Genomic DNA, 20,723 nt, shown 5'->3' with positions numbered 1-20,723 from the left:
ATATTAATGTTGATATTTTTTTTGCAACTTTGAAAACCAGTAACTATATTTTGCTATTTATACAATTTTTAAGCTTTTTACTTATAGACTTATCTTGAATTTTTAATAAAATTTAAGGTTCTAATAAGTTTTTTAAATTATGATTCGAAATATAGCAATAATCGCCCACGTTGATCACGGTAAAACTACTTTGCTTGATAATATGTTAAAACAGAGTGGCACGTTTCGTGAAAACCAAGAAATTGGTGAGCGCGTCATGGATAGCAACGATCAAGAGCGAGAACGTGGAATAACAATACTAGCAAAATGCACTGCTGTTATGTGGGATAATGAAAAGATTAATATAATAGACACTCCAGGACATGCAGACTTCGGTGGAGAAGTAGAAAGAGTATTATCCATGGCAGATGGGGTGTTGCTTTTAGTAGATGCTTCAGAAGGACCTATGCCGCAAACAAAATTTGTGCTTGGAAAAGCCCTAAAAGCAAAATTGCATCCAATAGTTATAATCAATAAAGTTGATAGGCCTGATAGCAGAGTGACGGAAGTATTAGATGAAATATTTGAATTATTTATTAACCTAGATGCAACTAATGAACAGCTTGATTTTCCGATTCTTTATGCTTCAGGGAGAAATGGTTGGTGTGTGAATGATTTATCAGATGATAGGCAAGATCTCACTCCTTTATTTACAACAGTATTAGAACATGTAAAACCAGCTAGTTATGACTATGAAGCTCCGTTTGCAATGTTAGTAACATTACTTGAATCAGATAATTTTCTTGGAAGAATACTTACGGGCAAGGTATATCAAGGCGTAGCTAAAATTAACTCAAATGTAAAAGTATTAGGCCTTGATGGTAAAGTTGTAGAGCAAGGACGTTTAACAAAACTCTTTGCATTTTCTGGATTAAAGCGCATCAGTATAGAAGAAGCAAGAGCAGGAGATATAATTGCAATTGCTGGAATGGAGAAAGCCTCAGTATCTGATAGTATTACTGCTCTGGAAATATTGGAACCAATCAAGTCAACTCCTGTTGATCCACCAACAATGGCTGTTACAATTAGCGTCAATAGCTCGCCATTTGCAGGTCAAGAAGGGATAAAATTGACTTCTACTGTCATTAAAGAACGTCTTTTGCGCGAGGCAGAAACAAATGTGGCAATTACGGTAAAAGAAACAGAAAAAAGTGATGCTTTTGAAGTTGGTGGACGAGGAGAGCTGCAGCTTGGAGTACTCATTGAAACTATGAGAAGGGAAGACTTTGAGCTTTCTGTATCAAGACCTAGAGTGTTATTTAAAGAAGAAAATGGCAAGAAACTTGAGCCTATAGAAGAAGTTATTATAGATGTTGATGAAGAGTTCAGCGGCATAATAATGGAAAAATTAAGTTTCCGTAAGGGTGAGATGCAAGATATACGCCCTTCAGGAAGTGGCAGAGTGAGGCTTGCGTTTTTAGCTCCTTCTCGTGGACTTATTGGCTATCAGGGAGAATTTTTAACTGATTCTCGTGGTACAGGCATTATCAATCGTCTATTTCACAGCTATGAGCCTTATAAGGGAGCAATATCAGGTAGACGCAATGGTGTTTTAATTTCTACAGATAAAGGTGAGGCAGTTGCATATGCTATCTTTAACTTGCAAGATAGGGGAATAATGTTTGTAAAGCCACAAGATAAAGTATACTGCGGGATGATAGTTGGTCAGCATAATCGTGATAATGATTTAGAGATAAATGTTCTAAAAGGCAAGCAGCTGACAAATGTGAGGGCATCAGGATCGGATGAGGCAATAAAACTCACTCCGCCAAAACTAATGACGATTGAGGAAATGATAGCATATATAAATGATGATGAGCTGGTTGAAGTGACACCAAAATCTATAAGATTGCGTAAGATGTATCTTGACCCTAACGAACGCAAACGTCTCAGCAGGTCAATGCGTAAAGAATAAAAAATATCTTTTAAATTGAATTAATTTAAAATATTTCAACTTTTACGCTAAAAATTCTTGACATATATATTTTTACTGTAACGATAGTATTCTGTAATTTAAGAAGAAATGTGAACATACATATATTTCTTTTAAATTGACAATATATTATTTATGATAAAACTAGTATAATCTAATCTAATCTAATCTAATTGGAGAGAATTTTATGTTAAGAAGTATATTTGTACTGATGATTTTGTTTTTTTGTTCATCTGCATATTGTGCTGAAAACAACTTAAAAAGTTTTTATTTTAAAGGCAGCTATTTTGGTGCATATGGTAACAACATTGGAGATTTTTCTGGTAAGGAAGAGGCAGGTAATATAACAAAAAAGGTTATGAGCTTCAATTCAGATGAAGAACTTGTAGAAGGTTATGAGCCTAAATACACACCCGGCTTTGCTGGTGGCGGTGCAATTGGGTATCAGTTAAATACATCACGTTTACCATTTATGCTCTCACTTCTACTACCATCTAGAATAGAGCTTGAAGGTTTATATTCACAGCTTAACTTAGATGACGAGGAATATGGAGATAAAGATAAAGCTGGGTATGTTGAACTTGTCCGCAGCAGTTCAGCTGCAGCCGGAACAAACTGTGATTCAAAGTGGAAAACTGCCACTAGCTCTTCTTGTACACTCCAATCAACAACACAACAGGTAAAACGATGGCCACTTCCTTGGGGAGGGCAACAACAAGCTGGATTTAATGCTGTTAATCACACATCACTTAATTTCACTGGTGCAAAAGCTGTGTTTAAGATAAAGGACGAAGGCTTCCACAATCGAGCTATGCTGATGAATGTTTATTATGCTTTAAATACAAATCCATATATTGTTCCATACGTTGGTGGCGGTTTGGGGCTGACTAAAATTAAATTTTTAGGAAAAAGTTATTATGCTCCTGCCTATCAACTAAAACTTGGTGCACAATATACATTTACTGAGAAAGCTCAAATATTTGTTGGTCTAAGACGCTTTGGTATTTTTTACGATGAATTTAATAATATTTTACCTACAACTAAAATTCCAGTCGGTGATGCGGGAATTTTAAATAATGTGATTATTAATAGCCAGTTCCATGAAAATTACCACTATAATCACACCACACGTGTTGCCTCAACCACTGCAACTGTTACTCACAAGTTTAGTGTTTATGGTTTAGAGGTTGGTATGGTTTATAACTTCTAATTTCTCTTTGATAATGGTTAGTATTTGCTGATGACTTAGATCGCTATTTGACTTAATAATATGGCAGTGGTTTGAATCACTTAGGGCAATATCATAAAAGCCATCTTTTACTTTATTGTAAAAATCTATTCCCATTTCCTCATATTTATTTTTATGGGTTGCACGTCGCAGCCCAACAGTTATTTCAACATCAAGGATGAATGTTATATCAGGATATGGAATCTCTGCTATTTTATGTAGCTCTTTGATAACTTTAATATCAATACCATATCCATACCCTTGATAAGCAATTGTTGAATGGATAAAGCGGTCGCAAATGACAATTTTTTTCTCTTTAAGTGCAGGACGTATTAGTTTTTCTACATGTTCTTTGCGCATTGATGTAAACAGTAGAAGTTCAGCAATGGGATCAATCTGATTATTTTTTAGTAATAATTCCCTTATATCCTCTGCAAAATCAGTCCCTCCCGGCTCCCGAGTGAGTATTACTTTTTCCTCTCCATATATTAATTGTAAATATTCAGTAAGAAAATTAGATGCAGTGGTTTTTCCCGACCCATCTATACCTTCAATAGTTATAAACATAAAAATAAAAATTTATACATATGTAAAACAAATTTTGCTATCTTTATCTATAGATTTGACATCTAGCTGTAAATCTTGCATAATTTTAACTCCATTCTATTTATACAAGGGTGTTATGGTTGCTTTAAGTACACCAAATTTGGATACGAATTTCTCAGCTCAAGATTTCAATTTACTAGGGATTGATGGCAGATATTATAGCTTAAACAATTTTCGCGGTTTTAAAGGGTTGGTTGTGATGTTTATATGTAATCATTGTCCTTATGTTAAAGCGATTATTACTAAATTGGTACATGATGTAGAAGAACTGCACACAAAACATAACGTTGGTGCTGTTGCCATTATGCCTAATGATACTGAAAGCTATCCTGAAGATTCTTATGAAAATATGGTTTTATTTGCAAAAGAACATAAATTCAACTTTCCATATTTAATCGATGACACTCAAGAAGTTGCTAAAAAATATGGTGCGGTTTGTACACCTGATTTTTTCGGTTTCAATTCAGAATTAAAATTATGTTATCGTGGATGTTTTGACAAATCAGGAATGAATGAAATTAATAATGAGCAAAAAGATCATGATTTGTTTAATGCTATGGTATATACAGCAACTACTGGAAGGCCTATAGAAAATCAAAGATCAAGTATAGGATGTTCAATAAAATGGAAAGGATAAATTAAGTAAGATGCATAACAATACAGAGTATTTATTTGATATAATAATTTTATTATTTGCAGCTGTATTTATTGTTGTTGCATTTTGGAAAATGCGCATTAGTCCAGTCTTAGGATATTTTGTTGCTGGAGCATTAATTAGCTCTCACGGATTTAATTTAATACATGCTCCTGAAGTAATAGATAATTTTGCAGAATTTGGGGTAGTGTTTTTATTGTTTGTTATTGGGCTTGAGCTTACTTTTGAACGACTGATTGCCATGCGTGTGCATGTTTTTGGTTTTGGTTCTCTCCAGGTAATTGTAACTACACTATCAATATGGGGTCTTGCATACGCTTTTGGGGTAGATTCTAACACTGCAGTAGTAATTGGTGGTGGGCTTGCACTGTCATCAACAGCAATAGTGTTACAAGTACTACAAGATAGGGGCCATCAGGCAACTCAAGTTGGACGGCTATCAATAGCTATATTACTACTGCAAGATTTTGCTGTTGTTCCACTGATAGTGCTACTTCCTTTGCTGGCTGGCCATTCTGATCAGGGTTTAATTAAGCCTTTAATATATGCTTTTACGAAGGCAGCAGTTGCACTGATTTTAATATTTATAGTTGGAAGGTTACTTTTAAGACCATTATTTACTATAATAGCGACAATGAAGAACAGTGAGATATTCATAGCAACAACACTCTTAATTGTACTGGGAGCAGCTTTTATTACTGAAAAATTCAACCTCTCTATGGCTTTAGGAGCTTTTGTAGCTGGGCTCCTTGTCGCAGAAACAGAATATAGGTATGAAGTAGAACAAACAATATTACCATTTAAAGACCTGTTTCTTGGTTTATTTTTTATGACTGTAGGCATGTCGATAGATATCAAGCTGTTACTTAGTCAGCTACCATTAATTATGCTACTATCTATCAGTTTGATAGCTTTAAAAGCATCTATAATCTATACATTATGTAGGTTTTTTCGCTTTCAAGTGACTTCTGCGATACATGCAGGGTTATTACTGTCTCAAGGTGGAGAATTTGCATTTATATTATTCGGGCTAGCAAATCAATTTAACGTTCTCCCAAGTAATATTGCACAAATACTGATGATGTTAACTACAGTTACCATGGCATTTACTCCACTTTTAGCAAGTTTAGGAGACTGGATCACTAACATTGCAAGTGACGAAAAAATTATTCTAAATACCAAAGAATTAATTATGGACACCAAAGATCTTGATAATCACGTAATAGTTGCTGGTTTTGGCAGAGCTGGGCGCATGGTAACAAAAATGTTAGCTACTGAACATTTAAGCTATGTTATTGTAGATATCCAACCACAAATAGTCAGAGAGGGGAAAAATGAAGGATTCCCTATATATCTTGGTGACGTAACAAAACTTGAAATGCTGCAATCTATTGGTATTGAGAGAGCCCAGACTCTTATTATTTCAATAAGAAATGAAGTTACAATAAAAAAAATTGTATCTTTGATTGCACAAAAGTTTCAAGATTTAAATATCATTATCAGACTCTATGATTTAAGTAACTCAGCAGCATATAAGAATCTTGGAGTGAGTAAGATAGTCCCAGAAAGTTTCGAAATTGGACTGCAACTAGGTGCCGCAGCATTAAACTTAAGTGGTGTGAGTGAAAATACTATTGCATCTTTAAAACGTAGGTTTAGAAAGGGCAACTATGCAATCCTGCAAGATTTAGATGGTGATGATCCTTATTTATAAATAAAAAATAATCTGTTACTTTAGTTTTTCTTCTTTAAACGTAACATGCTTTCTAACTACTGGATCATATTTGCGGAAAGATAACTTATTTACTAATTTTTTAGGATTACGTTTTTTTACGTAAAAATAACCAGTGGATTTCTCTTCGCTTGTACCATCAGCTTTTGTTTTTACAACTTTAGCTGTACTTACAAGTTTTACTAGTAAAACAGTTTTTTTCTTTGCAGCCATTTTTCATCCTATTGTTTAAAATACACTTGAAGAAGGTAAAATTTTACTTTCTTAAACAAGAAAGTCAATATCAAAAAATTTCAATAACGCTAAAACAGTAGGTATTATCACTATCCATATTTATTATTAATACTCTCTTTATTTAGTAAATTAGATAACCTTTAAAGTATAGTATAGTTCAACTAGGTAGATCATTATAAATAACATTCTTCTAAAGTAGAATTAACTTAGTATTCATAATTTCCATTATAATAATCTAACATTACATATTAAAAATGTAAGTATTATAACTATGAATGCTTAGCTATATCGTATCTAAAGAAACCTTCAGGCCAATCTAACATATCTAATGCCGCGTAAGCTTTATACCTTGCTTCTTCAATATTTTTTCCTCTTGCAACTATATTAAGCACTCTACCACCATTTGATATCCAATTATTATTTTCATCTAATTTAGTTCCAGCATGGAATACAAGTATATCAGGAAGCTTTTCTATTTTATCTAACCCCCTAATAATTGAGTTTTTTTGATACTCACCTGGATAACCTTTACTTGCTACTACTACACATACTGTAGCATCCTTGTTAAATTGTATTTGCTCAGTACCTAACTCTCCTTTTGCTGTCAGCCAAATAAACTTGAGTAAATCTGATTCTAGCCTTGGTAATATAGCTTGAGTTTCTGGATCACCGAATCTCACATTATATTCTAAAAGCTTGGGTCCAGTTTTGGTTATCATCAAACCAGCAAATAATATACCCGTAAAAGGTCTACCTATTTCTTTCATGGCATGGATAGTAGGATAGATAATCTGCTTAATAATCTGATGCCTTACTTCTTCAGTAATAATTAATACTGGTGAATATGAACCCATTCCACCTGTATTCACTCCTTCATTATTTTCATTTACGGTTTTATAATCCTGAGCTGAACCTAAAATTGTAAAGTTTGTCTCATCAACAAAAGCAAAAAAACTAGCTTCCTCTCCTTCTAAGAACTCTTCTATGATTATAGACTCACCAGCTGCGCCAAACTTTTTATGTACTAGCATTAAATCTATTGCTGAATATGCTTCTTCGATTGTTTTACAAACTATTGCTCCTTTTCCTGATGTAGGACCATCTGCTTTCACAACTACCGGCTTTTTCATTTTATCAACAAATTGTCTAGCTTCGTTTATATTAACAAAATAACCATATTCTGCTGTAGGTACCCCATACTGTTCACATAACTCCTTTGTGAAGCTTTTAGATGACTCTAATTTTGCTGAAGATCCATTTGGAGCAAAAACATAAATCCCTTCTGCTCTTAAAGTACCTCCTAAATCATTTATTATATATTCCTCTGGCCCTATAACTACTAGTTCAATGTCTCTGTTTTTACAAGCTTTTATTACATTAATTGGATTATTAATATTTGTATCTATCTGCATTGCCAAGCCTTTCATTGCATCGCTTCCTGGTAACACGTAAAGCTCTCCTAGAAGTGGTGATTTTTTCAATGACCATAAAATCGCGTGCTCACGTCCACCAGAACCAATAACTAATACGTTTATTTTATTTTCCTCTTCTGCCGCCATTCTTATCCCAAAAAGCCCCGTACTTTATTTTATAGCAAATATACTATTAGTAAACAAAATGTTGATTACTTATATTATAAAGTTACTATATTACCTTAGTTTATAACCATTTTTCTTTTACCAGCTTTAAATAGTAAATGTCTTATAATAGTCTACGTGATTTTTTAAAAAAACTAGAAAAAAGCGATCAGTTAATCAGAATAAAAGAACAAGTTTCTACAATACTTGAAATAACAGAAATACATAGAAGGGTCTTACTTAAAAAAGGACCGGCTATAATATTTGAAAATGTTGTTAGTGAAAATGGTAAGAGCTCAATGCCAGTATTAGTTAACTTATTTGGCACTGTAGAAAGAATAGCACTGGGTATGGGAACAACACCTGATAAATTAAAAGACATAGGTAGGCTTATAGCATTTTTAAAGTCACCTACTCCTCCGGAAAATGTTAAAGAGCTATTCAAAATGTTACCACTACTTAAGACCTTGTTATCAATGAAGCCTAAAACAATCAAGAAAGCTCCATGTCAAGAAATAATATTGCAAGGGGAAGAAATCGACTTAAGAAAATTACCAATTCAGACTTGCTGGCCGAATGAACCAGCACCTCTTATTACTTGGCCAATTGTTGTAACAAAGGGACCAACAGGTAACAAGCAGGATAATTTCAATTTAGGTGTATATCGCATGCAAGTTGTAAATAAAAACACAACATTAATGCGATGGCTAGCACATCGTGGTGCTGCTAGCCATTATAGACGTTGGAAACAAGTAAACAGAACCGCACTTCCAGCTGCTGTAGTGATTGGATCAGATCCAGCAACAATTTTGGCTGCTGTAACTCCTGTACCGGAAACATTATCTGAATATCAATTTGCAGGGCTACTGAATGGAAAATCAGTTGAATTAGTCGATTGTGTCACAGCTCCTCTTAAAGTTCCAGCAAATGCTGAAATCGTTTTAGAAGGATATGTGAGTTTAGATAATTACCGGAGTGAAGGTCCTTACGGTGATCATACTGGATATTACAATTCAGTTGATCAATTCCCAGAATTTAACATAACTGCAATTACAATGCGAAAAAATCCTATTTACTTAAGCACCTATACTGGCAAGCCTCCGGATGAACCATCTACCTTAGGAGAAGCATTAAATGAGATATTCATACCGATACTTACCGGCCAATTTCCTGAAATAGTTGATTTTTGGCTACCGCCAGAAGGATGTTCATATAGGATAGCTATAGCTTCAATTAAAAAATCTTATCCAGGCCATGCAAAAAGAATAATTATGGGAATAATTTCATACTTAAAACAATTTTTATATGTGAAATTCGTTATAGTAACAGATGATGATATTAATATAAGAGAATGGAAAGAGGTAGTATGGGCAATATCAACAAGGATGGATCCTGTGCGTGACATAACAATCATAGAAAATGCCCCTATTGATTACTTAGACTTTGCTTCACCAGAAGCTGGAATAGGAGGCAAGATAGGGCTTGATGCAACAAATAAGATGCCACCTGAAACAAAAAGAGAGTGGGGAGAAATAATCACTATGGATGAAAAGATAATAGAAAAAGTTACAGAAAATTGGAAAAAATATGGGTTTTATAAGTTCGGATTAAACAAAGAAACATAGAGGAATATAAGTAAGTTCAAAAAGAATAAAAAAACAATAAAAAAAGCTGTTCTACAATTTTAAGTATACAGTGTTTAAGTGCTTATTTTATAATTCTTTTTACACAAAACTAAAATACTAACTTTAAAATTTACAAAATTTAATATCATTTTTGTAATACTAATAATTACTATAAAGCTTATAGGGGGATTTATGTTGCTTGAAGAATAATTAATTGATGCAGTAGAAACATAGAAGAAATACGTTCTTTATTGGAGAAAGGAGCAAATCCTAATGCTGTACGTAGTATTTTACATGAAGAAACTGTTTTATATATTGCTGCTAAAAAAGGCGACATAGAAATTATAGAGCTGCTCCTAAAGTACGGTGCAGATATCGATAAGGGTCGTAAAGGCAGGAAAGGACAGAATTCAACACCTTTAAGTATAGCTATTGAATTTGATAAAGAGGAGGCTGCAATATTTCTTGTAAAAAATGGTGCAAATATACATTCTGAAGATCAGCATAAATCAACACCTTTACACAACGCCGCTTATCAAGAATCAAGAGAATTAGTAGCATTTTTGTGATATGGAAAATTTTAGTGGTTGTGTTTGTCAAATGTAGTAATTTGAGTACTAGGCTCTGTGAACAGCCATGAAATTCAAAAATCCCATACAAACCATTTATCGAATCTGCAAAAAATCCTGCTGAAATTTTTTATTTTTCCGAATTACTTGTACAATCATTGCACTTTCCTGTTGGAGGAATTTGCATTAAAATATTCTAAGTACATTTATTTATCGTCAATAATAACAATACCCACTCTGCAATAAGGGATACAATTGATAGTATTATCTAGGAATAACAACAACACCATTTATACATATTGTCATACATACTTGTCCTGAAGGACAGTTTTCTATTTCTATTATTTGAGAAATATTTTTTTTTACACATTTTATAGAACAATCTTCTTCTATTACTTCTATTGAAGGAGTTACTCCTATATTTTCCAAATAAGAACCTACTTTCCCTATAGAGAAAACTTCTCCTTTTTGTATTATATCCCTAGAGGGTATTCCTTGAAAAGAACCTACTTCATATTTTATGCAATTAGTATATGAAGCAAGTTTTTTATCACTATATTTTTTTACTATTCCTATACACCCTTGTTCTCCATGGCCTCGCAACAATTCAATCTTTTGATGATCAGAACACTCTTCAGAAAAAATATGCAGTTTAGAGTGACACCTTGTTATTTCTTCACACTCTTGCAAAGATATAATTTTTGCATTATTTTGATTAGGAGGGACCATAGACCTTAATTTTACTATATCCCTTGCAATTATTTCTTCAAGCTTATTCAAAGAAGGAACCATCTCATGGTTTTGTATAGATTGATATTGATCAATTACTAACTTTAATATAATACTGATGAAGCAGCATGATATAAATATCACTCCAAATATCTTAAAAATTTGCCATTTTGTCCTTTGCAAAACTGTAGTGTGCTCTTTTAGACGACGTTTTGTTTTTATAACATTATGTTTTTTTGTTCGCTTTAGTATTGCACCAGTTGCCTCTGTAGAAGATTGTTCTGTGTTTATTGAACTACCATTTACTTTCTGTTGTTGTTCTTGTAATTTTCTTTCTCGAGCTTTCTCTTCAGGTTCGCTTTTCTTTCTGCTAAGTCTTTCTCTCAATTTCTCCACATTAGATACAAGCATACCCTTAAGAACATTTATTTCTTTTTTAACATTCAATATTCCTCCGTCTAATTTAATTTCATTAGTGTTAATTCTTTTTATCTTATCAGGAATTAATTCTAATTTTTGATGATACTCGTCAATTTCATCAAGAGTAGTTGTATTATTAGTGTCTTCTGACAATTCAGTCATCTCAAGTTTTATATCTAAGCACTGTAAAATACAACTATATGGTGTACCGTCTTTTTTCAATTTATCTAGCTCATCCACTTTTTTACGATAATCTAAACATTTATCATAATCAAATTCATCTTTTTTTAACCAATTCATTACCCTGATTAATTCTTTATATTGTTTTTCCTCAGATACATTATTTTTATATCTTCTTTTCTCGTACATACTATGTCATTTCTTTATTTAATTATTACTATATTAGTATATCTAATAATAAAAATCAATGCAAGCCTACCTTTATTAAGATATATACATTTGAATTACTTAAGATAAAAAACCACTTAAAATTCTGTTCAAGAAGAAGTAAGTTCTAATTTTTTCTATTTATTGGATAAGCTAAACCAAACTCTCCTATTAGCAAGTAGGAAAAACACTGTTAAAATTACAAGAAAACCTGTTACTTTTAATCCTAGCCTATGTCTTACCTCCATTTCAGGTTCAGCTGCCCATTGCAGGAAGTTTACAACATCGTAAGCCATATTCTCAACAGTTGATTGCCTATCTCCTTCATATTCAACAAGGCCATCAGATAAAGGAGGAGCCATACTAAGCTTACCTATAGCAAAATATGGATTAAAATATAAGCCGTTTTCATCTGCTTGATTATTCTCATAACCGGTAAGTAATGAATAGACATAATTTGCACCATCATGCCTAGCTTTGATAATTAAAGATAAATCAGGTGGAAAGGCACCATTGTTAGAAGCCATAGCAGCCTGTTTATTCGCAAACGGTGGCACGAAATAATCAGAAAGAGTTCCAGGTCTTTCAAACATATCTCCTGTATCATTAGGACCATCTGTTACCTGATATGAACTTGCTATGGATTTGACTAATTCTTCTGAAAAACCAACTTCCTTTAAATTGCGAAATGCTATTTTATTCATAGAATGACATGCGGCACAAACTTCTTTGTATACTTTATAACCACGCTGCACTGCTTCCCTATCAAATGAACCTACGATCCCTTCAAATTTCCATTTTATTTTTTTCGGATTAGTAGGATGAAAATCATCAGCATGTAGTTGTAAAGATATAAAAGAAAATATTATAAATAACAAGATTCGAGTTAACATCACTTTGTCTCAGATATAGTGCCACTTAAAGAACTAGGCAGCTGCACTGGCTTTTCATATTTACTAAGTAATGGCAAAATGATAAAGAAGTAAGAAAAGTAATAAAGCGTAGAAACTCTACTTAAAGTAATATAAGGCTCTTCAACTCCTTGCCCACCAAGCCAACCAAGAAAGAAGAAATTTGCTGCAAAAATCCAAAAGAATATTTTAAATATAGGGCGATACGCACCACTTTTAGTTTTAGCCTTATCAAGTACTGGCAGTAAAAACCATGTTATAATTGAGCCAAACATTGCAATTACTCCCATAAGCTTGTTAGGTATTGACCGCAGAATAGCATAAAAAGGTAAAAAATACCACTCAGGAACTATATGTGCAGGCGTTACCATAGGATCAGCTTCTATATAATTATCTGGATGTCCTAGGTAATTAGGCGCATAAAAAACAAATAAAAATAGCAATATAAAAAATAAACTAAAAGTTATGCAATCTTTTGCAATATAGTATGGGTATATAGATATTGTATCTTTGCTTGATTTTACTTCAATCCCACTTGGGTTACCAGAACCAAATCTATGCAGTGCAACAATATGAAGAAATGCTAAGACAATAATAACAAAAGGTAGTAAGTAATGAAGTGCAAAGAAACGATTAAGAGTTGGATTGTCAACAGAAAAACCACCCCATAACCACTTTACTATGTTTTCTCCGATTATAGGTATTGCAGAAAATAGATTAGTAATAACAGTTGCGCCCCAAAAACTCATCTGCCCCCAAGGAAGGACATAGCCCATAAAAGCAGTTGCCATCATTGCAAAAAATATAAATATCCCAATAAACCACACCAGTTCACGTGGTTTTTTATATGAGCCATAATATAAACCACGCAGTATATGAACATATATCACCATAAAAAAAAGCGATGCACCAACTGCATGAGTGTAGCGTATAAGCCAACCATAATTTACATCGCGCATTATACGCTCAACACTGCTAAAAGCATGATCAACATGGGGGGTATAATGCATAGCTAAAAAAATACCAGTGATAATCTGTAAAATTAGCGCTATGCCAGCAAGTGAACCAAAATTCCAGGCATAGTTTAAGTTTTTAGGCACTTGATAAGATGCAGCATGCTTTAGAAATGAGAATATTGGTAACCTATACTCTATCCAATCTAAAATACCACTACCTTCTTTCTTTATGTTTTTAGTTTTACGCATAAGATTTCTTGCCAATTACAACGACATCACCACTAGGAAAAAAATAATCAGGTACAATTAAGTTAAGTGGTGCAGGACCACGGATGATACGTCCTGAAGTATCATAATATGAACCATGGCAAGGACAAAACCAACCATTGCCATCTTTAGTCATATGATCAATTGGTACACAACCAAGATGAGTACAAACTCCAAGCATTATTAGCCACTCATCCTTACCAGGAAGAACACGCTGCTCATCAGGTTGCGGATCACGCAGAGCCTTTATATCAACAGCGCGTGCTGCTTCAATTTCTTGCTTTGTACGCCTACGAATAAAAACAGGCTTTCCTCTCCATTTTACTTTTATCCCCTGCCCTTCTTTGATACCTGATAAACTAACTTCTATAGTCGACATAGCTAGAACTTCAGCAGATGGGTTCATTGATCTTACTAATGGCCAAACTGCACTAGCAATACCAAGGCCAGCCATAGTTCCTGCAGTTAAAATGATAAAATCTCTTCTCTTACTTTGTTTGAGCTCTTTGTTACGTACTTCTTTATCGCATATAGAACCAGTCATTCCACTACTTACCACTCCCTATAAACATTAGCTTCAAAATATGCTGAAAATTATAGAAAATATTTAACTATATAACAAATAAAAATTATACGATAATTTATTTTTAAAGTTATTTGTAATTCTAATTATTTTAGAATTATTAGTAAGACTATACAATAATAATATTTAGCCCGCTTAGTTTCCTATTTTCCATATCTTCATGAGCTTTTTTAATTTCATCAAATCTATATCTTTTATTAATATGTACCTTAATATAACCTCTTTTTATCATTGCAAAAATTTCCATTACAGTTAGCCCTACCTCAAATATATTGCTTTTATAATGATGTATCGAAGCACCTGTAACAAATAGAGAACGAGAGCTAAGCATTGACAAATTTATGTTAGGAGCAGCACCAGATATTTGACCGTAAGAAACATACACTCCAAATATGGATAAAGACTCAAAAGATATTTTACTTGTAACTAAACCTAATGGATCATAAACAGCATTTACTCCTTTTCCATTCGTAATTTTCATGATTTGTTCAATAAAATTTCTATCGTTATAATTTATTGCATATTGACAACCGTTATGCACTGCAATCTCTTTTTTATCATCAGAACTAACGGTACCTATAACCTTGCATTTTATATGACTTGCCCATTGACATAATATCTGCCCTACTCCACCGTTTGCACCATGCACTAATAAAAAGGCACCAGGCAATGCCCTGTATGCCCGATATAAAAGATAATGTGCTGCCATTCCTTTAAAAAGCACAGCTGCTGCAACTTCATCAGATACATCATCAGGAATTTTAATTAAATATTTTTGATCAATAATGCGTTTTTCGCAATAAGCACCAAGGGGAGCAGTGCAATAGGCAACTCTATCCCCTACCCTAAAGTTATTATTACCGGTTGCACTAACTCTTTCAACAATACCTGTAGCTTCCCTTCCCAATATTATAGGAAATTTTGCCAACTTATGAATTCCTCTTCTACACTCTAAATCATAACGGTTCAGCCCTATTACCTTATGACGAATAAGCACCTCACCTTCTCTTGGATTACCAACACTTTTATTAACCTGCTTTAGTACTTCTGGATCACCTGTCTTTTCTATAAGTAGTGCTTTTACTATATCTCTTTCCATACAAAATATTTCATATTATACATAAAAGCTATTTTATATTTGTTCTATCTGAATTTCAATTAAAGGCGCTTTTAACAACTGCCTTTTGAGTAGACTGCAAATAGAATGCCTGATTTTATGACGTATTTTCTTTAAATCCTTTAAAAGTACTGCAGTTTCAACTTCTTTTGATACCTTTCTTAAAATGCCTTGATCTTTCTGATGGTCAAGCACGCCAGGAGCAAATATTACAGGATCTTTTAGTAACTTATTCTTTTTATTTAGAATTACTGTAACTACTACCAGTCCAGCATTCTGCATCTTTCTACGCATTTTCATTACGTCACCATCTGGATTACGCAAAAATTTTCCATCAATACCAAAATAACCAAATTGAACTGAATCAATTTTTTTAGCACCAACTAAATCAATAACGTCCCCTGGTCTAACCATAATTGATTTACTCACACCACATTCTTGTGCCAGCTTACCATGCTCATGCATATGAATATATTCGCCATGTACAGGAATGGAAATTTTAGGTTTTGTAAGACTGTACATGATCTTTAACTCCTCTCTTACCGGATGCCCAGAAACATGTACGTGTTTTGTATCTTCAGTTATGACCTCAACTCCCATATTAACAAAAGAGTTAAACATATTATGTATTCGTTGTTCATTACCAGGTATCATTCTCGATGAAAAAATGATAATATCACCCTTTTGTATTTGAAACATTGGATGAGTTCTCTGTGCAAGTTTAGAGCTAGCAGCAAGTGGCTCACCTTGACAACCTGTACAAAGCAGTAACATCTTATCTCTTGAGAAACGACTTGCTTCTCTTGCATCTAAAAATTCATAATCAATTAAGTATCCGCTCTCTTGTGAGACCTCCACTATCCTCCATAATGATTTCCCCAATAATGCTACTTTCCTGCCCAATTTTTTTGCAATTTTGCAAATGGTTTCAATGCGTGCTACGTTTGAAGCAAATAATGATACAGCAACCAGCTGCTTGCATTCCTGTATTATATTATATATGTGATCTTCAACTCCACTTTCAGATTGTGATTCAGTTTTCGTAAAAGCATTGGTTGAATCACATACAACAGCAAGTAAACCTTGGTTCCCCAGCTCTTTTAGGCGTTCCGTATTAGAAGTTGCTCCAATAACTGGATTTGAGTCAAATTTCCAATCTCCTGTATGTAATATCTTTCCTGCATCAGTACCTATAGCTATTGCATTTGCTTCTGGAATTGAATGGGTCACATTAATAAATTCAATATCAAATGGACCAAGTATAAAACTTTCATTTTGCTCAACTATGTTTATCGGTACAGCATCTTCTAACTTAAACTCTCTCAACTTTGATCTTAAAAATGCAGCAGTAAAATTAGTTGCAAACACCGGACATCCTAAGTCTTTCCATAAATACTGGATTGCACCAAGATGATCTTCATGAGCATGGGTCAATATTATACCTAGCAGATTCTCTTTTTTCTTTGCAATAAAACTTATATCAGCAACTATTAAATCAACTCCTGGCATATTGCTACCGGCAAAGCCCATGCCAAGATCTATCATAATCCACTTACCTTGATAATGATATAGGCTAACATTCATGCCTATTTCACCAACTCCCCCTAGCGGAATAAATAAAAAATCATTATTATCCATTAATTTTCATACATCATAAAAATAAAAACAACAGTTAGGTTAACAAAATTTCACCTTAATATCAAATGAAAGCTTAGCAGTATACTTTTTAAAGCTAAAGCTTATATCCTTTTTAACTTAATTATAAATAACCAAAATTTATTATAAAGTAGCAAATCAAAGATTTTGAATTCTCTTAATAAAAATTGAGTTTACAACACTTTCTACAAACATTCTCTTAATCTTGCAAAAAAATGTTTAAGTAGCAAGGAACTCTCACTTTCTAGCATACCACCATATACTTCAGGAATATAGTTGCAAAATTTAAATGCTCCATTTTCAATACCTCCTCCTTTTTTATTATAAGCACCAAAGTAAAGCCTTCTGATTCGAGAAAAAGAAATAGCCTGAGCACACATCAAGCATGGCTCTAGCGTCACATACATATCACAGTTAAATAATTTCCCCATAGATGAAGTTGCCTCATTTATTGCTATAATTTCCGCATGCGCAATGGGATTAGATAAAGCAATGGTCTTGTTATGTGCAGAAGATACCGCTTTTCCATCCTTTACTATCACTGTTCCAACAGGAATTTCATCTTTTGTCTTTTGAGCTTGCTCCAGTGCCATTTTCATATAGCAATAATCAAACATAAAACTGAAAAATGGTTACTGAGATCTACTTTTTGCTTCCTCTATAAGGGAAATGGTATTGTTTATTCCATATAATATAATAAACGTACCCATTCTTGGACCTGCTTCTTGACCAAATAATACCTTATATAATAGTTTAAACCAATCACGTAGGTTTTCAAATTTATACTTTTTACCAAGATTAAATATTTGAGCTTGCACTTCTTCTGCTGTGATTTTATTAGGCAAAGATTTCAGCGTGTAAATTAGATCCGTTAACATTTCTTTTTCAGAGTCACTTGGAATTTTATATACTTTATTTGGCTTTACGAAATCATGATAATATTGTGTGGCAAAGCTTATCATCTTATCTAAAGTCTTATTATTTTCTGGCGTGGCATCCGGTATATAACGAGAAATAAATCCCCATAAAACATCTTTATTTTCTGCATTACAGGCAGCAGCTAGGTTGAGCAGCAATGTAAAGTTTATATTTTCAATGTTAATTTTTGGAACTTTGCCTTTATGTATATGCCAAACTGGGCTGTCTTTATCATTATTTTCATGATAGCGTTTCACAAACTCTAAGTACTCATCCATAAATTTAGGAATTATATCAAAATATAAGCGTTTTGCCTTTTTAGGATTTTGAAAGATATAAAGTGCTAAACTCTCAGATGGAGCATAATAAAGCCATTCCTCAATTGACACACCATTGCCTTTTGATTTTGAAATTTTCTTACCTTCCTTATCAAGAAATAATTCATAACAAAAAAGTAATGGTGGCTTTTCATCAAGTATACTGCATATCTGACTTGAAAGTACCGCAGATGGGGTCAAATCTTTGCCATGAGCTTCATAATCAATTTTAAATGCCGCCCATCTCATTCCCCAATCAGGCTTCCATTGCAATTTACATCTTCCCCTCGTTACTGGAGTTTCAATTATCTCTCCTAAATCACCTTTATAAGTTATAGTGCCTTTACTTAAATTTCTCTCTATCACTGGTACCTGTAGCACCTTACCGGTCTTGCCACATATTGGCAAAAATGGGCTATAAGTTTTTTGCCTCTCTTCACCTAGTGAAGGCAGCATTATTTCCATAATTTTATCATAATTTTTCAGCAGAAGCAGCAGCTTCTCATCATATATACCAGATTTGTAACACCCAGTTGCACTTTTAAACTCATACTTAAATTCAAATAAATCGAGGAATTTACACAACTTAGCGTTCATATAATGGCCATAACTTTCACAGATGCCAAAAGGATCAGGAATAGACGTTAGTGACTTATCTAAGTTCTCACTGAGCATCTTTTGATTTGGCACATTATCTGGTACTTTACGTAAGCCATCCATGTCATCGGAAACAACTATTAATTTTGTTCTAATATCTGGCGCTAATTCTTTTATTGCATTCATTACCACCGTTGTACGAAACACCTCGCCAAAAGTTCCTATATGTGGTAAACCAGAAGGACCATAACCTGCTTCAAGTATAATTTCTTTTTTGTTACCCGAATGTTCTAAAATCTTTTTTGCTTCCTGAAAAGGCCAAGATAAATTACTGTTCACTGCCTTGATCTCAATTGTTAAACGTAAATTGTATTACTAACACCTTACATTTCAATAACTTCTCTAAAATTATAGTTGATATTTTATGCTTGTTTAGATATAAGAGTTACTGTCATTTGATGGTTATATGCTATGAAAAAAAGTAAGTTTTATAAAGTAGCTACTATACTCTATTTCCTTATACTCCATTTCCCTATACTCTATTTAATACTATATCAAACTCACAATCATAATTTCTTAATTAAGCACACCCATTTGATCCTCATTTTGTCATTTATTAATTTACTTAACATATTAATTTATTTTTATGCTAAATATTACATAACAAAAGATTTTTTTTTTAACACTAAGTATAAACATAAAGAGGATATAATCCTGAAAAGGCGTAAAAAAATACTTACAAAAAGAGAGAGATTAGAAGATAAAATAATTCTATATAGTCTTACTCTACTGCACATTGGTTTGTTAGCAATTGAGCTTTGGGCTGTGGCTCAATATCACTTTAACATACATGATGATATATCATCATATTATTATGAAAAACAATTACAGACAAATTACATGTTTCTACTTATAGCACTGATGTTAACAGTAATAACATTTACACTTTTTTCATTATATAATGCTAAAGTAATGTTAAAAAAAAGCAAGCATTTCAGATCACATGAACATTGTTTTTTTAGTATACATACACCTCCATTGTTACCAACTTTAACTGATGACGTAGCGTTAAAGTTACCATCTAGTCCAAGATCATTATTACCATCTTATAACACACCTAAACACATACAGTTATTACCTTCACCTACACCGTCATCTGGTGTATTTTTATTTCCTTCAATATCACCTTCATCTACGTTAAAGGTTAAGGATCATCCAGTATTACCTTTAGTTGAAGATATCATACCAAAACTATTGGATGCCCCAAAGCCATCATCGTGTGGTGTAGGTTCTTTAATACGATCTTTGCAAATATCAAAGTCTAAAGTATCACTTTCAAGTAGGAATGTCAGTACAATATTAGAGTCGTCGATATCATCACGATTTTTTCTTAAAAAAGTAAAATCGTGGCCAAGTTTATATAATGAAGAAGAACCACCTGAATCTGTATTTTTAGCTTCAGCTGATGATATGATGCAGCAAACACCATCCACTCCAAGAGAATGGACGCCACCATCATCATCTCTTAATACACTTTCATCATCTACATTACCTTATTTAACTTCATCATCAAGTAACAATGATCTAAGGTTTTTAGGATTATCCTCATCATTATCACCAGGTTCATGTATGCATTCGTTCACTAAATTTTCATTTAAGTAAAGAAG

Annotated in this window: 18 protein-coding genes; 7 read left to right on the top strand and 11 right to left on the bottom strand. The window is 33.2% G+C overall.

The features are described 5' to 3' along the window. Nucleotides 1–139 precede the first annotated feature (139 nt). Nucleotides 140–1,954 carry a translational GTPase TypA gene (gene typA, locus AACL19_RS02250; protein ID WP_339046364.1) on the top strand — a complete coding sequence of 605 codons (1,815 nt, stop codon included), beginning with the start codon at nt 140–142 and terminating at the stop codon, nt 1,952–1,954. A 205-nt stretch (nt 1,955–2,159) separates the two neighbouring features. Further along, nucleotides 2,160–3,182 (top strand): P44/Msp2 family outer membrane protein, encoded by a 1,023-nt coding sequence (locus tag AACL19_RS02245; protein ID WP_339046362.1) that lies wholly within the window; start codon nt 2,160–2,162, stop codon nt 3,180–3,182. On the opposite strand, the gene tmk is transcribed toward AACL19_RS02245, so the two are convergent. Next, nucleotides 3,153–3,767 (bottom strand): dTMP kinase, encoded by a 615-nt coding sequence (tmk, locus tag AACL19_RS02240; protein ID WP_339046360.1) that lies wholly within the window; start codon nt 3,765–3,767, stop codon nt 3,153–3,155. The genes AACL19_RS02245 and tmk overlap by 30 nt on opposite strands. A 115-nt stretch (nt 3,768–3,882) precedes the next feature. On the opposite strand from tmk, the gene AACL19_RS02235 reads away from it, so the two are divergent. After that, nucleotides 3,883–4,443: a thioredoxin family protein gene (locus AACL19_RS02235; RefSeq protein WP_339046358.1), complete on the top strand. Its 561-nt coding sequence runs from the start codon at nt 3,883–3,885 to the stop codon at nt 4,441–4,443. Nucleotides 4,444–4,453: 10 nt separating this feature from the next. Next, the gene (locus AACL19_RS02230; protein ID WP_339046355.1) at nt 4,454–6,175 is read left to right on the top strand and encodes a monovalent cation:proton antiporter-2 (CPA2) family protein; all 1,722 of its coding nucleotides are present in this window, start codon (nt 4,454–4,456) and stop codon (nt 6,173–6,175) included. Nucleotides 6,176–6,190: 15 nt separating this feature from the next. Here the strand turns inward: AACL19_RS02230 and rpmG are convergent, their stop codons facing one another. Continuing rightward, nucleotides 6,191–6,406: a 50S ribosomal protein L33 gene (rpmG, locus tag AACL19_RS02225; protein ID WP_339046353.1), complete on the bottom strand. Its 216-nt coding sequence runs from the start codon at nt 6,404–6,406 to the stop codon at nt 6,191–6,193. A gap of 290 nt (nt 6,407–6,696) precedes the next feature. Next, the gene (gene purD / locus AACL19_RS02220) at nt 6,697–7,962 is read right to left on the bottom strand and encodes a phosphoribosylamine--glycine ligase (RefSeq protein WP_339046645.1); all 1,266 of its coding nucleotides are present in this window, start codon (nt 7,960–7,962) and stop codon (nt 6,697–6,699) included. Between the two features lie 161 nt (nt 7,963–8,123). Between purD and AACL19_RS02215 the strand changes: the two genes are divergently transcribed. Both AACL19_RS02215 and AACL19_RS02210 read left to right on the top strand, forming a co-directional pair. Further along, nucleotides 8,124–9,629: a UbiD family decarboxylase gene (locus AACL19_RS02215; RefSeq protein WP_339046351.1), complete on the top strand. Its 1,506-nt coding sequence runs from the start codon at nt 8,124–8,126 to the stop codon at nt 9,627–9,629. Between the two features lie 230 nt (nt 9,630–9,859). Then, nucleotides 9,860–10,198, top strand: a complete 339-nt coding sequence (locus AACL19_RS02210; protein WP_339046643.1) for an ankyrin repeat domain-containing protein — start codon at nt 9,860–9,862, stop codon at nt 10,196–10,198. A gap of 264 nt (nt 10,199–10,462) precedes the next feature. On the opposite strand, the gene AACL19_RS02205 is transcribed toward AACL19_RS02210, so the two are convergent. The 8 genes from AACL19_RS02205 to AACL19_RS02170 form a co-directional block, all read right to left on the bottom strand. Continuing rightward, nucleotides 10,463–11,716 carry a hypothetical protein gene (locus tag AACL19_RS02205; protein WP_339046349.1) on the bottom strand — a complete coding sequence of 418 codons (1,254 nt, stop codon included), beginning with the start codon at nt 11,714–11,716 and terminating at the stop codon, nt 10,463–10,465. Between the two features lie 155 nt (nt 11,717–11,871). Further along, on the bottom strand, nt 11,872–12,627 hold the full coding sequence (locus tag AACL19_RS02200) for a cytochrome c1 (protein ID WP_339046347.1): 756 nt from the start codon (nt 12,625–12,627) through the stop codon (nt 11,872–11,874). Then, a complete protein-coding gene (locus tag AACL19_RS02195) occupies nt 12,627–13,850 on the bottom strand; it encodes a cytochrome b/b6 (RefSeq protein WP_339046345.1) in 1,224 nt (407 codons plus the stop codon). Before AACL19_RS02195 ends, AACL19_RS02200 begins: the two co-directional genes overlap by 1 nt. Beyond that, nucleotides 13,843–14,412, bottom strand: coding sequence for a ubiquinol-cytochrome c reductase iron-sulfur subunit (gene petA / locus AACL19_RS02190; protein ID WP_339046343.1), 570 nt, complete (start codon nt 14,410–14,412; stop codon nt 13,843–13,845). Before petA ends, AACL19_RS02195 begins: the two co-directional genes overlap by 8 nt. Nucleotides 14,413–14,560: 148 nt before the next feature. Continuing rightward, nucleotides 14,561–15,538: a quinone oxidoreductase gene (locus tag AACL19_RS02185; protein WP_339046641.1), complete on the bottom strand. Its 978-nt coding sequence runs from the start codon at nt 15,536–15,538 to the stop codon at nt 14,561–14,563. 45 nt (nt 15,539–15,583) lie between these two features. After that, nucleotides 15,584–17,206, bottom strand: coding sequence for a ribonuclease J (locus tag AACL19_RS02180; RefSeq protein ID WP_339046341.1), 1,623 nt, complete (start codon nt 17,204–17,206; stop codon nt 15,584–15,586). Between the two features lie 203 nt (nt 17,207–17,409). Further along, on the bottom strand, nt 17,410–17,823 hold the full coding sequence (locus AACL19_RS02175; RefSeq protein ID WP_339046339.1) for a nucleoside deaminase: 414 nt from the start codon (nt 17,821–17,823) through the stop codon (nt 17,410–17,412). Between the two features lie 33 nt (nt 17,824–17,856). Beyond that, nucleotides 17,857–19,395, bottom strand: coding sequence for a lysine--tRNA ligase (locus tag AACL19_RS02170; RefSeq protein WP_339046337.1), 1,539 nt, complete (start codon nt 19,393–19,395; stop codon nt 17,857–17,859). A gap of 267 nt (nt 19,396–19,662) precedes the next feature. Between AACL19_RS02170 and AACL19_RS02165 the strand changes: the two genes are divergently transcribed. Continuing rightward, nucleotides 19,663–20,718: a hypothetical protein gene (locus tag AACL19_RS02165; RefSeq protein ID WP_339046335.1), complete on the top strand. Its 1,056-nt coding sequence runs from the start codon at nt 19,663–19,665 to the stop codon at nt 20,716–20,718. Nucleotides 20,719–20,723: the final 5 nt, after the last annotated feature.

The organism is Candidatus Mesenet endosymbiont of Agriotes lineatus, from assembly GCF_964019585.1.
GTDB lineage: Bacteria > Pseudomonadota > Alphaproteobacteria > Rickettsiales > Anaplasmataceae > Mesenet.
Note: the sequence above shows the minus strand (reverse complement) of the source record. Positions and strands in the feature narration are given on the sequence as shown.

What these genes read in the sequence shown, in the direction of transcription:
- typA (WP_339046364.1), top strand. Translation starts at nt 140, where the DNA reads ATGATTCGAAATATAGCAATAATCGCCCACGTTGATCACGGTAAAACT.
- AACL19_RS02245 (WP_339046362.1), top strand. Translation starts at nt 2,160, where the DNA reads ATGTTAAGAAGTATATTTGTACTGATGATTTTGTTTTTTTGTTCATCT.
- tmk (WP_339046360.1), bottom strand. Translation starts at nt 3,767, where the DNA reads ATGTTTATAACTATTGAAGGTATAGATGGGTCGGGAAAAACCACTGCA.
- AACL19_RS02235 (WP_339046358.1), top strand. Translation starts at nt 3,883, where the DNA reads ATGGTTGCTTTAAGTACACCAAATTTGGATACGAATTTCTCAGCTCAA.
- AACL19_RS02230 (WP_339046355.1), top strand. Translation starts at nt 4,454, where the DNA reads ATGCATAACAATACAGAGTATTTATTTGATATAATAATTTTATTATTT.
- rpmG (WP_339046353.1), bottom strand. Translation starts at nt 6,406, where the DNA reads ATGGCTGCAAAGAAAAAAACTGTTTTACTAGTAAAACTTGTAAGTACA.
- AACL19_RS02215 (WP_339046351.1), top strand. Translation starts at nt 8,124, where the DNA reads ATGTCTTATAATAGTCTACGTGATTTTTTAAAAAAACTAGAAAAAAGC.
- AACL19_RS02205 (WP_339046349.1), bottom strand. Translation starts at nt 11,716, where the DNA reads ATGTACGAGAAAAGAAGATATAAAAATAATGTATCTGAGGAAAAACAA.
- AACL19_RS02200 (WP_339046347.1), bottom strand. Translation starts at nt 12,627, where the DNA reads ATGTTAACTCGAATCTTGTTATTTATAATATTTTCTTTTATATCTTTA.
- AACL19_RS02195 (WP_339046345.1), bottom strand. Translation starts at nt 13,850, where the DNA reads ATGCGTAAAACTAAAAACATAAAGAAAGAAGGTAGTGGTATTTTAGAT.
- petA (WP_339046343.1), bottom strand. Translation starts at nt 14,412, where the DNA reads ATGACTGGTTCTATATGCGATAAAGAAGTACGTAACAAAGAGCTCAAA.
- AACL19_RS02180 (WP_339046341.1), bottom strand. Translation starts at nt 17,206, where the DNA reads ATGGATAATAATGATTTTTTATTTATTCCGCTAGGGGGAGTTGGTGAA.
- AACL19_RS02175 (WP_339046339.1), bottom strand. Translation starts at nt 17,823, where the DNA reads ATGAAAATGGCACTGGAGCAAGCTCAAAAGACAAAAGATGAAATTCCT.